Source organism: Cyanobium sp. Tous-M-B4 (genome assembly GCF_024345395.1).
Lineage (GTDB): Bacteria > Cyanobacteriota > Cyanobacteriia > PCC-6307 > Cyanobiaceae > Cyanobium_A.
Genome location: NZ_JAGQBA010000004.1, coordinates 27,618 through 42,158, shown reverse-complemented (window position 1 = coordinate 42,158; position 14,541 = coordinate 27,618). Strand labels below are relative to the sequence as shown.

General features: G+C 56.0%; 12 protein-coding genes. 9 read left to right on the top strand and 3 right to left on the bottom strand.

The features are described from left to right. Window positions 1–5: 5 nt before the first annotated feature. From KBY73_RS15060 to KBY73_RS08665, 9 genes are all read left to right on the top strand, one after another. Window positions 6–1,043, top strand: coding sequence for an EamA family transporter (locus KBY73_RS15060; RefSeq protein ID WP_254936710.1), 1,038 nt, complete (start codon window positions 6–8; stop codon window positions 1,041–1,043). A gap of 1,283 nt (window positions 1,044–2,326) precedes the next feature. Beyond that, entirely contained in the window at window positions 2,327–3,424 is a 1,098-nt protein-coding gene (locus KBY73_RS08700) for a Rieske 2Fe-2S domain-containing protein (protein ID WP_254936709.1), read from the top strand. Window positions 3,425–3,427: 3 nt separating this feature from the next. Continuing rightward, the gene (locus KBY73_RS08695; RefSeq protein WP_254936708.1) at window positions 3,428–4,177 is read left to right on the top strand and encodes a hypothetical protein; all 750 of its coding nucleotides are present in this window, start codon (window positions 3,428–3,430) and stop codon (window positions 4,175–4,177) included. After that, complete coding sequence (locus KBY73_RS08690; RefSeq protein WP_254936707.1) at window positions 4,174–5,163, top strand: DMT family transporter; 990 nt, start codon at window positions 4,174–4,176, stop codon at window positions 5,161–5,163. The genes KBY73_RS08695 and KBY73_RS08690 overlap by 4 nt, the downstream gene beginning before the upstream one ends. Window positions 5,164–5,363: 200 nt before the next feature. Continuing rightward, the gene (locus tag KBY73_RS08685; protein ID WP_254936706.1) at window positions 5,364–6,683 is read left to right on the top strand and encodes a GNAT family N-acetyltransferase; all 1,320 of its coding nucleotides are present in this window, start codon (window positions 5,364–5,366) and stop codon (window positions 6,681–6,683) included. 58 nt (window positions 6,684–6,741) lie between these two features. Further along, a complete protein-coding gene (locus KBY73_RS08680; protein WP_254936705.1) occupies window positions 6,742–7,344 on the top strand; it encodes a cysteine dioxygenase family protein in 603 nt (200 codons plus the stop codon). Further along, the gene (locus tag KBY73_RS08675; protein WP_254936704.1) at window positions 7,334–8,788 is read left to right on the top strand and encodes a circularly permuted type 2 ATP-grasp protein; all 1,455 of its coding nucleotides are present in this window, start codon (window positions 7,334–7,336) and stop codon (window positions 8,786–8,788) included. Before KBY73_RS08680 ends, KBY73_RS08675 begins: the two co-directional genes overlap by 11 nt. 49 nt (window positions 8,789–8,837) lie before the next feature. Beyond that, window positions 8,838–9,005, top strand: a complete 168-nt coding sequence (locus tag KBY73_RS08670) for a hypothetical protein (RefSeq protein WP_254936703.1) — start codon at window positions 8,838–8,840, stop codon at window positions 9,003–9,005. Between the two features lie 311 nt (window positions 9,006–9,316). Next, the gene (locus KBY73_RS08665; RefSeq protein WP_254936702.1) at window positions 9,317–9,655 is read left to right on the top strand and encodes a multidrug efflux SMR transporter; all 339 of its coding nucleotides are present in this window, start codon (window positions 9,317–9,319) and stop codon (window positions 9,653–9,655) included. A gap of 6 nt (window positions 9,656–9,661) precedes the next feature. On the opposite strand, the gene KBY73_RS08660 is transcribed toward KBY73_RS08665, so the two are convergent. From KBY73_RS08660 to KBY73_RS08650, 3 genes are all read right to left on the bottom strand, one after another. Next, window positions 9,662–10,114, bottom strand: a complete 453-nt coding sequence (locus tag KBY73_RS08660; protein ID WP_254936701.1) for a cupin domain-containing protein — start codon at window positions 10,112–10,114, stop codon at window positions 9,662–9,664. A gap of 461 nt (window positions 10,115–10,575) precedes the next feature. Further along, window positions 10,576–12,426, bottom strand: a complete 1,851-nt coding sequence (locus KBY73_RS08655; protein ID WP_254936700.1) for an APC family permease — start codon at window positions 12,424–12,426, stop codon at window positions 10,576–10,578. After that, window positions 12,423–14,531, bottom strand: a complete 2,109-nt coding sequence (locus KBY73_RS08650) for an AMP-binding protein (protein ID WP_254936699.1) — start codon at window positions 14,529–14,531, stop codon at window positions 12,423–12,425. The genes KBY73_RS08655 and KBY73_RS08650 overlap by 4 nt, the downstream gene beginning before the upstream one ends. Between the last annotated feature and the right edge of the window lie 10 nt (window positions 14,532–14,541).

Genomic DNA, 14,541 nt, shown 5'->3' with positions numbered 1-14,541 from the left:
CCAGCGTGAAGAACAACATGGCTCCAGCAAGATCGAGCCAGTCCGCGGACAAAACGGGGATCGCACTCGCTTTAGCAACAACCGGGCTTGAGGCTCTCCAGCCCCTAGTGCTGGTGCTCGCTTATCAACTGGGCTCAACGCGATTGGTGAATGGGCATAACCCGATTAACTTCTGCAATGGCCTGTTATTTGGCAACGCTTTCAGCCTGGTGGCGCTATTGCTGGCAAGACGCTTCCAACGGCAGCGCGACCGACGAAGCAGAGATCAGGAAACGGCATGGAACTCAAGACTGGCCTTCACATCTCTCCTCCCAATTGGTTGCAATGCCCTGCTAGAAGTGGCACTGGTGATTGCTTTTTCTCGGATCAGCGCCATCCAGGTCACCCTCACCGTAGCCTGTACAGCTATCGCATTGATGATTTGGGACTGCCTTGATCAACGCAAAGCGCCGAAGACCCTCCCTACCGTGGGAGCCGTTCTTGTGGCTCTCTCCGCCTGGATTGCACTGGGGCCGACAACAGACACAGAAACAGGCGTAGAGCTCAGCGCCATGGGAGTGAATCTGATACCCAATACAACTACTGGCAATGGATTGCTTTTGGTCCTTATCCTCATGCTGGGCATGCTGTATTACAAGTACTCAGAGCCAGTTACGCGGGAGGCCAGCATATTCGCCTATGCCATCTGGCAAACCGGCGTGCAAACATCTATTTTCTTCATTTGGGCAATCACTACATTTGGTTTAGCCCATCTCTACGACCTACAGTCCCCTCTACTCTGGCAAGCGATGCTTGTCTACGGTGGCGTGATCTCCACGGCTTATACATTAGTGGAGGCGGCCGCCCTGGCCAAAGCAGGCGGAACACTCGTTGCCCTTTGCGAGGGTTTTCTACCGTTCGCTAGCGGACTGCTCGCTTGGTTCATCTTAAGAGAACAACTAACCTTCAACCTCGTCATCAGCTGCGTGATCGCAGGAGCCGGCATTGGCTTGATTGAAGCCCAAAAACTACGCAGTCGCGGTCAGGCCGCAATCGACCCATAGTTATTTTCAATAACGACCCTCAGGATTGTGCCTAGTCAGACGCCACGCCGATTGTTAATGCACCGATTGTTAATGCGCTGATTGGCGATCTCAACCGCAGACCATCAAAAGAAATATCTATAGCCTCAAGACCATCGTGTATCAGATTGATGGGCCTGCTGCTGCAAGGATTGGGGCCGGTCGCACAAATGGAAACATTGCAACATATGGGATCCGCACCCTCTTCCTACCACCCACCTGCAACGCCGGTCGGTGAGACGCGTGCCTGAGCTGCGCGCATCAAGGGAGGAACGCCCCCTCGGGGGCAATCTGGGGACGCTAGGAAAGGCCGATCAAGGCAATATCGGCAAAGGCTGAAATGCTCTGAAACACTAAGAGGTCGCAAGCCAGCCGACCTCAATCCATACTCGCAGCCGCAGCGAGAACACCTGTGACACAAGTTGAATCAGCACTAGGCAAGGGACCTAGTCTTAGGCAAATACAAGTCACAATGCCGGTGCTTGAAGGTTCTCTACCTGCTGTTCGTGCGGGCCTTGATGGGATCAGGGCCTATGGGTATATCAGCTTAGTGATCGGTATTTTGATCAGTTGTTTTGGTGTCCAACGGATCGATTCTTCAGCGCGTGGATGGAGGAATCTCGGCTTCCGTTTGCTGACCATCCCAGGGTTTGCTTTGTTATGGCCTTGGCTGATCAAGCGGGTCTGGCTGGGTACTCCTCCAGCGGTTGAGCGCAATGCCCATCGGATGGCGGCCCGCCCATGATCTGTTGTCGACGTCAGGCCCATCGATGGTTAATCACCGTGTTGGCCGTTCTTCTCCCATGGATGGCGGTGAGCGCCGTGATGCAGCGACCCGAAATCCCCCCTGTTGGAGGAGGTTCATCGTCCTTATTCTCTCGTGCGGACCTAGGTGACGCCGTCGCGCAAGGTCGACTGCTGTCTCGTTTCAGCTGGACAGCTCAGGGCACGCAGCTGAGGGGGCAAGTAGAGGCTTTCAGCTCAGGCCGAGAGCTTCAATTGCGCGTCACCCCTGAGGGGCAACTCAACGTGGCTGACCCACTGCTCTATTGGAAGCGCACCACCACGAATCCCGTTGAGCTTCAGAAAGCGCAAGTGTTGGGCTCGATCGCGGGAGCCGGGACCCACATGTATCGCTTACCTGAAGTAGTTAGCAATGCCCTCCATTCTGCGGAGCCTGGACAACTACTGCTGGTGAATCCGCTCAACCAAAGCGTCTTATCAACCTTGATTTTGCAGTCAATTCCACTGGGAGTGAATCAGCCATGAGCCATGGCTACGTAGCGGTGCAATGGACGCGCCGAAAACTCATTTACGACGGCATTCTGCTCGGGACGGTCAGTGTCTACCTCCTGCTGTTCATGGCGATCAGCCATTGGTGGGCCGCAGCAGCCAATGCTCCCTTGGAGACCGACGGGGTCGCCATCCGGGCCTACGGCAGTGCGGCCTATATCTTGTTACATCTCACCCTTTCGATTGGCCCTCTCGCCCGTCTCAACCCGCTCTTTCACACCCTGCTGTTTAACCGCCGTCACATGGGGGTGTTGGTGTTTTTGCTGGGCTTCTTGCACGTCAACGGTTGGCATTTGCCAATGGAACCCTGGAGTTGGCTTGGGCAGAAAGCCCCAGAGCTGCCGTGGAGTTTCCATGGAGCGCTGAATTGGTACAACGACTTCGGTAATCGCGATCCGCTGGTGAGTTTATTCACCAGCAATCGACACTTCAACAACTTTGAGTTGTTTCCCTTTGAGTTGTTGGGGGTCGTGGGCTTGGCGGTGCTGTTTGTGATGGCTGTCACTAGCCACGACTTCTGGTTAACGAATCTCACGGCGCCAGTCTGGAAAGCCATTCATATGGCGATCTATGTCGGCTATGCGGCTCTGGTGGGCCATGTGTGTTTAGGGGCATTGCAGAGCAACCAGTCCCCTTGGCTGGCAGCACTGATCTTGGCGGGTCTGTTTTGGTTGCTGTCCATTCATCTGATCAGTGGTTGGAGGGAATGGGCGATTGATGGTCATCCGCTGGTTGTAGAGACCTCAGGTTGGGTGGATCTGGGACCCATCGATGCCATTCCCGATGGCCGGGCCAAAGTTGTCGTGTTGGCTGGGGAGCGGGTCGCGGTCTTTCGCCGCGGAGCAGAGGTGTTTGCCCTCTCGAATGTCTGTCAACACCAGAACGGCCCGTTGGGGGAGGGCCAAGTCGTGAACGGCTGCGTGGTCTGCCCATGGCATGGCTACGAATACCGCTTGGAAACCGGTGCCTCCCCGCCACCATTTACGGAATGTGTGCCTACGTTCCCGGTCGAGTTGCATCAGGGGAGGGTGCGCCTTGGTTTGCCTCCTCACCAACCACAGCAGACCTGAGCGATGGACTTCTTCATTCACTACAGGCCCCTGCCGAAAGCGCATCGGCGCTTCTTGGGTTGGTTCCTGCCGCTGGTTGTGGGCTTAGCCGTCCTGCTCGGCCTGCTGGTGCCAACGCTGCAAAACCAATACGGTGCAGGTAGTCGTCAACCAATCAAGCAACTAACTGGCTTGCTACTCAATGGTCCAGGCGGAGCTCAGTTGTTGGTGCCGCGGCCTGGACAAACCACTGGTCACTCCCACTATTCCCGTATCTTGCTAGCGGGCCCTGGCAAAAGCAGCCCACCAGACTCGGTGATGCAGTATCAAGGTCAATGGGTGCGTTTGCAGGGTTCCCTCTTTAGCCATGGAGCCTTGAGTGTGATGAACACACGACAAGCCCAGCCCATTCCTCAGCCTGCTGATCTCTCGGCTCCTGATTTGGAAGGGATATCGCTTGGTTCATTCAAGTTGGTGGGCGAAATTATCGACAGCAAGTGTTTTTCTGGGGTAATGAAGCCGGGCGCCGGGAAAACCCACATGGGTTGTGCCATTCGTTGCATAAGTGGTGGGGTCCCAGTGGTGTTCCACGTTCACAACAGCGCAGGAGAGGTCCTGGATCTGGTGCTAATTGATCAGGAGGGCAACCCTGTGAACGATCGTGTTCTGGATGTGGTGGCCCAGGCTGTCGCAATCGAAGGCGAAGTAATTGAGTACGACAACCTGATGGCGCTCAAGTCCGACCCATCCACCTATAGGCTGCTGAACGGATGAAGTTAGACCCCCGCTACGAGCTGCTAGCGTCCCGGGTTTTGGCGGCCCTACGCCCTGTGCTGATTGCCTTTTTGGTGATGAACGGAGCGGCATTGGGTCAAGGCACAAAGACCCCGATCTCTTTTTGCAATGTTCTCTTTGTCGGCAACCTCTGTGCGGCTCTGGTCGTCTTGTGCTGGTTTAAACCCGGTCCTATCTGGAAGGACATCAAGGGGTTGTCTACGAGGGTGCGATTGGGACTAGTGCTGGATGGAGGATTGGCGGCGTTGAACTCTGCACTCATCTACATCGGCCTGGAGTACACCTCATCAACCAATGCGATTTTGCTCGGCCGTTTGGCTCCTGTTCTCTATGCTCTCTCCGGCGCTGTTGTGTTTAGTCGACTGATTTCCAAGCGAGATTGGCTTGGTTTTGGGTTCATCATTGCCGGCACGTTGGTGGTGGCTTTGATTGGTTCGAATTGGATGGTGAACAAAGGAGATGCCCTAATTATCATGTCGACTGTCGTCTTTGCTATCTCCTCAATTCTGGGTAAAGCGATTCTCGATCAAGACGTGTCGCTGCGAGCGCTGGTGTTTGTTCGCAACGGCTCCTCCAGCGTGATTTTCTTTATCGTTGCCAACGTGGTCTTTGGGCCGCATCACTTTGCTGATGCGTTTTCCGGCAAACTCTGGATCGTGATGGTGATCTATGCCCTGCTGATCATTGTGGTTGCTCAGTTCCTTTGGTTCGATGCATCCAACCAGCTTGACTCGATCAGTGTTGGTCGCTGGGCGACACCTGCCCCAGCGGTTGGTGTATTAGTAGCAGCGCTGCTGAATCGGCAGTGGCCTGCCAGCAACCAGGTGGTGGGTTTGCTGGTGATCATGGTGGGGGTCATGATCACGGCGTTTGGCAAGTCCAAGCCAGCTATAGGTAAACAGGAGCAGGAGCAAATGGCGGAACTGGCAGCTAATGGCGCAAACGTCATCGCTCCTGTGACATGAGCGTCAAACTCCTATTGATTGCTGATCCAAGCCGTTATTCCAACGGGGAAGGTGACGTTCCATGCTTTTACAGAGCGGCTGCAGCAAACCCTGATTTCGTCCCTCTGCATTTAGCCACAGAGCAGATCAACAGCCTCCCTTCCTCCCAATGGCGGCTCACCCCGTTGCAGGCAGGTCTTGACCAAGCGACCTTTTTGAGGTTGGGACAATCGCCCTTCACCCCCTTCATCCCCGAAGAGATTGATGCTGTCTTCTGCCGGAGCCTGAAGCCATTCGCTCAGGGGTATTTGGAGGTGCTGCAGGAGCTGGAGCCGCAGCTGCGTTTCCTGAATCGACCTTCCAGCAAGATTCAACAGCTCAAACCGCATTTCCTTTCGGAATTAGCGGGTGACTTCATGCCACCACACCTGGTCAGCAACGATCCAACACAGATCGAGGCTTTTTTGCAAACCCATGGAGAGGTTGTCGCCAAGCAAGGCAACAGTACCCAGGCCCAAGGGGTGTTTCGCCTAAAGAAACAGGGCAAGCTATACGCCTTTGAACATGCCTATGGACAACGCTCAGAGCAGAGCTCGTTAAGGTCGCTGCTTGATGAGCTGCAGGGCGGGACGGATGCACCCCTGCAGTTCATGCGCTTCCTGCCACGCACCAGCGAGGGGGATAAGCGGGTGGTTGTGCTGGATGGACAGATCTTGGGGGCCTATGTGCGGCGATCGGCGGCCGGGCATTGGGTGAACAATGTGGCCGCCGGCGGCCGGTGTACGGCGGCTCCTGTGAATGATCAAGAGCGAGAGGCGATTGAATCCACTTGGCCTGCTTATGCCTCCCTGGGATTAAGAGTCCTCGGCTACGACTTTTTGCAAGACGACTCCGGTACCTGGCGGGTCAGCGAAATCAACGTTGGCAATGTGGGTGGATTTGCAAGCTTGCAGCTGATGGGCAGTGCTCCCGCGCTCAATCAGTTGCTTGACTGGATCAAATACTTTGCCCTGGCGTCCGCTCCCATCGAGATTCGAGCAGCCCAGCCCAGAGACGACGCTGCCATTGCTGCGATCTACCAATGGGCCATCGATCAAGGAGGGATCACCATGGATGACCGCCGCTTCCCGCCGGAAGCCGTCGCAATGAAGCGCCAGGAGATGGGTGCTCGGAGCAGTCTGTTGGTGGCGACGTGCCTGGGGGAAGTGATTGGCTGGGCAGATCTCAAGCCCTACTCCCCGCGGGTTGGCTACAGCCGCTGCGCGGAAACATCGGTCTATGTGCACCCGGCAGTGCAGGGCCAGGGGGTGGGGGGTAGCCTGCAGCACCAATTGATCGAAGTAGCCCAGGGGTACGGCTACGCTCATTTGGTCGCCAAGGTCGTGGCTGGGAATGGTCACAGCATTCGCTTCCATGAGCGGTGGGGGTATGAGCGTGTGGGCACACAGCAACGCATCGGCTACCTGCATGGCCGCTGGTATGACGTGACGATCCTGCAGCGCATTCTCAATACCGAAGCTGAGCAGGACCATGGGCTCTGAACATGTGCCCCAATCCCCTGGCCTGAGGTCCCTGATCGAGGGATTGTGCGCCTGCACGGTGAGTGATTCAGCGCAATTGTTAGAGCTGATTGCAAGCGCAGGCGTAAGCGCTGTTGAGCTTGAGCCCTGGGCTGATTACAACCACTCACCTCGGGATAGCTACGGCCGTCGGCTGGTCTGGTATGGCGGGCATTTTGAGGTGATGGTGATGACGTGGCTACCGGGAGACTTCAGCGCTATTCACGATCATGGATACGCTCAGTGGGGAGCTGTGCAGTGTTTTGGTATCGCAGAGCATCACAGCTATAACCTGAAAGGGCGACGCCTCCAGTATGAAGCATCTCTCCCTTACACCCCAGGGCAAATCAGGTTGGTGAATCGAGGTCTCATTCATCAAATGGGAAATTCTGGAATTGAGAGTTTTCTGAGCCTCCACGTCTACGGCGCCGATATTTGCCGAGAAGCGATCACGGGCAGCGCACGCGTCTTTGCTGTGAATGAGGGTTGCATTCAGTTCACCAATGGCGGCGTTTTCTTTGGGCTCCCTGATCGCGAGATTCTGCGCTGCCAGCCTGGGTTAACGGCTGACCCCGATATTTTGCACCGGCAGCAGCAGCTCAGAACATGGCGTGCTGCCCAGGCCTTGGCAAATGTCTGCTGAGATTTCTAGCCTAAAACCCTATGTAGCCGGACCCGGCTTCGATGAGTATTTTACTTCTCGTGATGCGTTCAGTTATGAATGTGCTACGAATCTATTGGAACATGTCCGCCAGCATTCACTAGCACAAACAATAGTCGACCTGCGTAATGCCCAGCGGGACCAGCTGACTGCGGGAGTTGACTATCGACTTGAGAAGCCAACGCTCACTCATCCGGAAGCCTTTCTGCCATTTGACCCACTGCCTCGACTTATAGATCAAGCTGAGTGGAAGCTCCTTGAGGCTGGTTTAATCCAGCGAGCTGTTGCGTTGGATGCATTTGTTGCCGATCTCTATGGAGAGCAGCGGATTCTTCGAGATGGGATAATCCCTGAGGATTTGATAGCAAGCTCCCCTTTCTGGTGCCCTGAGCTGTTGGGCTGTGGATCATATGTACAGCGATGGTGCGTTATAGCTGCTTTTGATCTCATCCGAAATGCTGATAGTCAATGGATGGTTCTCGAGGAGAACCTCAGGCGTGCGTCTGGGATCGGTTATGCATTGGCCGCTCGTGAGACCCAGCTTCAGCACTTCCAATGGTTGTTCAGAGGGATTGACGTCGCGCCAATCCAAGACGGTCCCAGTCTTTTGCGCAGCGCGTTGGCATCTCTCGCGCCATGGACTGACGATCCTGATCTTGTTGTGCTCACACCTGGTCGGCTTAGTAGCGCGTTTTACGAGCACCGCCGACTGGCTGATGAGATGGAAATTCCGGTTGTTGAACCAACTGAGCTGTGGGTTGATGCAGGTCGGCTATGGCGTCATTCGGGCAAGAATCCTGTCTGCGTTGATGTGATCTACCGGCGCAACGAAGACTTCTACGCCAGTGAGTGTGAAGGCGCTGATCACATGTTGGGCATTCCAGGGCTGATGGGACTCTTTTTGAATGGATCAGTAGCCATTGCTAATCCTCCAGGTACCGGCATTGCTGGTGACAAGTTGATCTATAGCTTTATACCCGACGTGATTCGCTATTACTTGGGTGAACAACCCAAGATTGAGCAAGTACCCACCTATCGTTGTGTTAACGCATCAGAGCGAGAGCACGTGATTGATAGGCTTGATCAACTTGTGATCAAGCATGTCGGCGGAGCAGGGGGGGCAGGAGTGATGATCGGGCCACTCGCGACACCTGAGGAAAGGCTCTTCATGGCGGATGCCATCGCCAAAAATCCCCGCCATCACATTGCTCAGCCTTTGCAAGAGCTATCCACTGTTCCATGCCTTCGTTCCGGAAAGCTCGAACCCTGCCGTGTTGATCTGCGGCCGATTATTGTTTTTGGAAGACAACCCCTTTTGGCAAATGCTGCATTGACAAGAGTAGCCTTGCAGCCATCCTCCAGAATTGTCAACTTCACTCAGGGTGGAGGATTCAAGGATACATGGATTGTCAATTCGGATTACTAGCAGCTCGCACCCATTGACCCAAAACCAAGGATGCGCTGGCCACAGGAGAGTGAAGCGCATCGGCCATACAGATGTGCTGCTATATCTCTGGCATGGCGAGCTATATGCCCATGGCGTAAAGAGCTATCTATTGGCCCTGGACCCGAAAGACCTGCAGCTTTGGCATAAGGCAAGACAACTGTTCCCAAGGCAAAACATGGCAGAGCTGTCCGAATGAAGTCAGTTGGCATCAGTGTCAAACCGAGAACAACGAATAGCCACACCAAAGAATACTACTACTCATCATTTTGATTGCCAGTTGCGCTAAAATTAAACATGATTCCTAAGCAGCGCATCAAAAGCTGCCCATTTCATCGAAGCAGGCTAGGGTATCTTTATGCTAAGTACCCCTGAGCTATGGGGCAAATTCTTTCGAACCCTGGACCCAAAGATCCAAGTGTTAGAGGAAATGAATCTCTTGCTTGCGGCCCAGGATCGGGCGATTGCCAACCGAACAATCCGTTCTCAGCCATCCATAAAACGAACACCATGACCACCTCCCAAGCCTGGTTGGCATTGGTGCTGGCGATTTCAGCAGAAGTCGCAGGCACATCACTGCTTAAGCTTTCAGAAGGCCTGACTCGCCCCTGGCCAACAGCACTTCTACTCGCAGCCTATGGCTGCGCCATCGCCCTAGTCTCGAGGGTGGTCACCGTGATCCCACTTGGAATCACCTACGCATTATGGAGCGGAATTGGAACCCTTGCCGTGGTTCTGATCGGGGCGTTGGCCTATCGCCAAGTCATAAGCAGCGCCCAGCTATTTGGAGTTGTACTGATTGCAGCAGGGTTTGTGATAGTGAACCTGGGGGATAATAATCCTGGCTGAACACCATCAAGCACTCCTCAGGCTTTCATGGTCAACACCGTCGACCACGAAATAATCTGCGTCCATATGTCCTGCTGGGGATACATTGAGAAAGATCAAGTCATCCTGGCTATCATTCAGTATGCAATGAACCTTGTTGGGTTCAACACCGTAGGAATCTCCGCTCTCAAGGCGCTGATGCCGCCAACCCTCAGCGGTGATCTGACCATCCATTAGGTCAGCCGTATGAAGCCAGCCCCGCCCCTGAAGCACAACAAAGAAATCAAAACCATGCTTGTGATAGTGCGGCAGCTGTAGACCGTTTCTCCCGCCAGTCATGACAACCACATTCATATGGGTGTCGAGATAATGCTGAACTGTCTTGTAGTGCACTTCGGCCAAAACTTCCACGCTGTCCCGCTGGAAGTCAATCCTCGCCTTGATCTCCTGCTGGAGATTGCGGATTGTCAGGTCAATCATGCTGTAGGCAACCTGTAGAAGCTGCTCTTATTACTAGCACAGGAATACATCGCTCAGGAGGCCGCCGATGCAACGCAATGCCAATGGCAGAGGATCGGGGTAGATTGCTGTAAGGTTTGGAGATAGATAATTGGTACGACCAATGCTGTAAATCGATGGCCGGTAGTATTGCTGAACGGCGAACGAGGCGCCCCGAGTGACTATCACTAACAGTTGGAGCGCTAAGCAGAAGTCGGTTGGGAGATGATCCTGTACCGCCAACTCGCCTGTGATCCAGCGGTACATCTCGATTATGCCGCCCTACTCCGGTTGGATAGATGCGTGTCGGAGCTGACCACGGTGAGCAAGGCCATAACGAACACTGGCTCCCAGGGAATTAGCCTAGGCGTCAGAGAGGTAAGGGGCAGGCAGGTGGCCGCAATCAGTGACGCCCCCTTATATGTACTCCAGAGTTGCCATCGTTAGGCCGGTAGGTAGTAGCGCACCAAGGTGTAGACGCGGTTGTGATGAGCATCAAGGGCGCGACGTAGGCTGACGCCATGCTGATTGAGCAGCAGGCTGTCTAATCGATAGCGGGGTATGGCCATCGGCATCACGATCGTCAGACGTCCGGGATGGCGGCTCTCCTCAGCCTCCACGAAGTCAACGAAGGGGTTGATCTCGGAGGCGTAGGGACTCTCCAGCAGGGTGAGATTGATCGCAGGATCCCTGCCGACCAATTCACTCCAGTCCGCCCGGATCCGTTCGGCATCGTCATCGCTCTTCAGAACCCAGACGGCATCCACCCGATCTGAGATAGTGGCGGCATAACGCAAGGCCTCAATCCCCGGCTGGCTAAACATGCGCAGCCAGACAATGCTGCGATTACCGATTGGTTCATTCCTTGGCGAAATGCACAGTGGTTGGCTTGATCCAGGAGGCAGGCTAATCGCGGCATAGACGCGGCGGTAACGCTGGCGAATGCTGGCCAACAGCAGTACCAGCATAGGGATGGCAATTACCACAGTCCACGCACCCTCCGCAAACTTGCTGATTCCGATCACAACAAGCACAAGCAAGGTGCAAATGGCGCCGGCTCCATTCATCAAAACCCGACCCTGCCAGTGGCTGGCGCGCTGTCGCCAGCCGTGCACAACCATGCCGGTCTGGGAGATGGTGAAGGCCAGAAATACACCGAGGGCATAGAGATTCACTGCCACCGTGGTGTCCCCCCGGCTCACCAGCACGATCACGGCAGTCGCAACCACCAACCCCACGATGCCGTTCTGGAACACGAGACGATCGCCAACCCACGCCATCTGCCGGGGCAGGAAGTTGTCGCGGGCCAACAGAGCTGAAAGACGGGGAAAATCCGCGAAGGCCGTGTTGGCAGCCAGCATCAGGATCAGCAGGGTGGTGACCTGTAGAAGCCAGTAAAGGGGGTTGCCGGAGCCGAACAGGCGCTGGCCGATCTGGGCGAGCACGGTGATGTCTGGATGGGGGGCGATGCCGTACATGAAGCCCAAACCACTCACCGCCAGAAACATCGCTGCCAACAGGGCACCCATCACCACCAGAGTGCGGCGGGCCCCCTGGGCGGAGGGTTCCCGAAACACCTGCACGCCATTGGCGATTGCCTCGATGCCGGTCATAGCTGAGCAACCGGAGCTGAAAGCCCTCAAAATCAAAAACAGGCCGAGGGGCTCAGCAGCTACCACCGCTGGGGGGGGATCGGGCTGGAAGCCGTGAGAGAAGAGCAGGTTGCCTGCACCAGCTATTGCCAGCACTACCACCATCAGCACGAATGAGTAGGTGGGCAGGGCGAAAAGGCGACCTGATTCGCGCAGGCCCCGCAAGTTGGCCCAGCCCACCACGGTGAGCAAGATCAGGGCGATCACCACCTCCCAGGGCAGCAGCCAAGGCACCAAAGAGGTGAGGGCCTGGGTGCCGGCCATCAAACTCACCGCCGCCGTAAGCACGTAATCGATCAGCAGGCTGGCGGCCGCCACCAGAGCCGCCCAGGTGCCGAGATTTTCGCGGCCAACGACATAAGCACCACCCCCCTGGGGATAGGCCTCGATCGTCTGTCGGTAGGAGAACACCACAATGGCGATCAGGACCACGATCGCTGCGGTAATCGGCAAGGACAAACTCAAGGCGCCGCTGCCCGCGAGCACGAGCACTCCCAGTGCCGCTTCAGTGGCATAGGCCACAGAAGAGAGTGCATCTGACGAAAGAATTGGCAGAGCAGCAAAACTGGGCAACTTTTCAGCCTCGGCTTGGCTCCGGGGTAGTGGTTCTCCAAACAGACGGCGGCTTAGTTCCGAGCTCATCGCTCTGGTACCAAAGGGCTCAGGTTGCCATGACGTGCGGCCTCTGCGGGGGGCGCGGTCGAACGATCAGCCATCGATAGAGAGGAGTTGTTTGTAGAGAGCAGCCGCTGCCATATTTCCGCCTGCCAGATTGCGCTCACTTCAAAATCCTGAACGACATCACCATGCCTGGCCCCGGCCAACTCTTTCCAGACGAGTTCGGGTTGCAGCCAGCGGGCCCTGCGCAAGGGAAGTCTTCGCCCATAACAACTAGTAAACAGCAGCAACTTGGCATTAATCGGACGTGGCTGCCAGCAACCGAGCAACTCCTGATTGTAGGCCCGTTGCCGATACCAGCTTTCAGAGCGGCGGCGGCCTTTTAGCCACCTTCGCCACCGATCAGCCAGGTGGCGACGCCAGCCCCAGCGAAGCCTGCCGCTGAATGGATTAGGTGGATCCAGGAGAATGATTCCTGCCACGGCAACTCCCTGGACCATCAGCTGCTGAGCAAACGCATAGGCCCACCAAGCTTTGATCGAGTAACCACCCAGCCAAACGGTTTCACCAAGATCCCCGTTTGTGATGTTCTGTAGCTCCCGGACCTGATCCAGCGCGACCTCCTCCAGCGCCATTCGATCTACTTGATGGGGCCAGGTTGCTGGTGGTTCAGGGAATGGAAGACCCACTAATCCAACCCCTGAGGGCCGGCTAGCTTTCAGCGCTTGTAAGCCCGCGCCGCACCATAAGAGATTTATATTTCCCAGCTGGGCGACAAGCTGGGCTTGATCGAGTGAATCGAGCGGCCATGCCTCATCGGGCAAGATTACAGCTGGATCGATTACCAGTGCGTTGAGGATGGCTGGGTTTGACCCGGCGGCTTGCAAGCGCGATAGATCAACCTTTCCATTACCGTTGAGGGGGAATTTTGTTGTAGCAAAAAGACGATGGGGGAGCAGACGCTGGTCTGTGAGCTGGGCTTGCAGCAGCTGCGCCAGATTTTCAAGCGCCTTGCTGGTTGGTTCAATGTATTCGACCCAGGCCCATATCCCTTCGGCTGCGCCAAATAACTGGCAACGGCGCACCTCCGGTTGTTGCTCAAGTAACTGCCTAAGTGGAGTCGCATCCACCCAGATGCCGTGCCGCTTGAGGAGTTGATTGCTTCGTCCCAGAAGTTCTAGCTTTTGATCCTTCGTCCAGCGAGCCAGATCGTTGCTTACGAAAACCATCTGGGATCCAATCTGCTCGCTCTCCTGAAAACGCCAAGACAGCTCCCGATAGAGCAGCTGCCCTTCAATCAGGGAACTGCCACGGATGCGCAGCTGTCCGATAGCCGTGGGATCGGCAAGGGTGCATCCGCTTTCATCGACCAGGTCAATTGTCTTGCTGGCTTCGGGTGTGCCTGCAAATGATTGCCAGGGCATAGCCAACGACAACACCTGGTCGGCAATAACCCCGGTTTCACTGGCCCCCAGCGCATTGAGACAACGACCTGAGTCCGTAGCCCAGCTCTGAAGCAGCGGCCACAATGATGCTGGGCAGGATTCTCCAGTCAGCGATAGCCAATCGAAGCCTCTCGAGCCAGCTGGCGCGACACCAAGAGACATCAGCTGGCTGGGAGTGGCGTAAAGCACCTCACCCCCCCCACCCTGGGCGGCCAAGGCCGCAGACCCGAGGCTTTGGCACCAACCACCCAGCAGGCCTGCCAGCAGATGCTTGGTAGAAGCCCCAAACCAGGGTTTGACTAACATCGTGGCCTGGCTGCCGACAGGCACTGCAAGCCGCCGGGCATAGGCATCGGCCTCATGCAGTGCCTGCCGCCAGCCACGCACCAGCACCTTCGGGCTGCCGGTTGAACCTGAACTGAACAGGATTAGCTGCCAAGCTTCACTCCCACCCTCTGGTCCGCGACAGGAGGACGCCAGACTCTGGGCCAAGTCTGCCGTCGAAAGATCGTCGCGCCTAGCGATCCACACACCGCCAGCAAGCCACAGGCCCAGCAAGTGCGGAAGATCACGAAGGTTGTCCTGCCAAGCCCAGGCTACGCACCGACCCACTGACCAGTCGGGACATGCCTCATATTTGCGTTGCCAATGTCCTGCTTCCGTCGCCAACTGGCCAAAGGTCATTGCTGCCTCC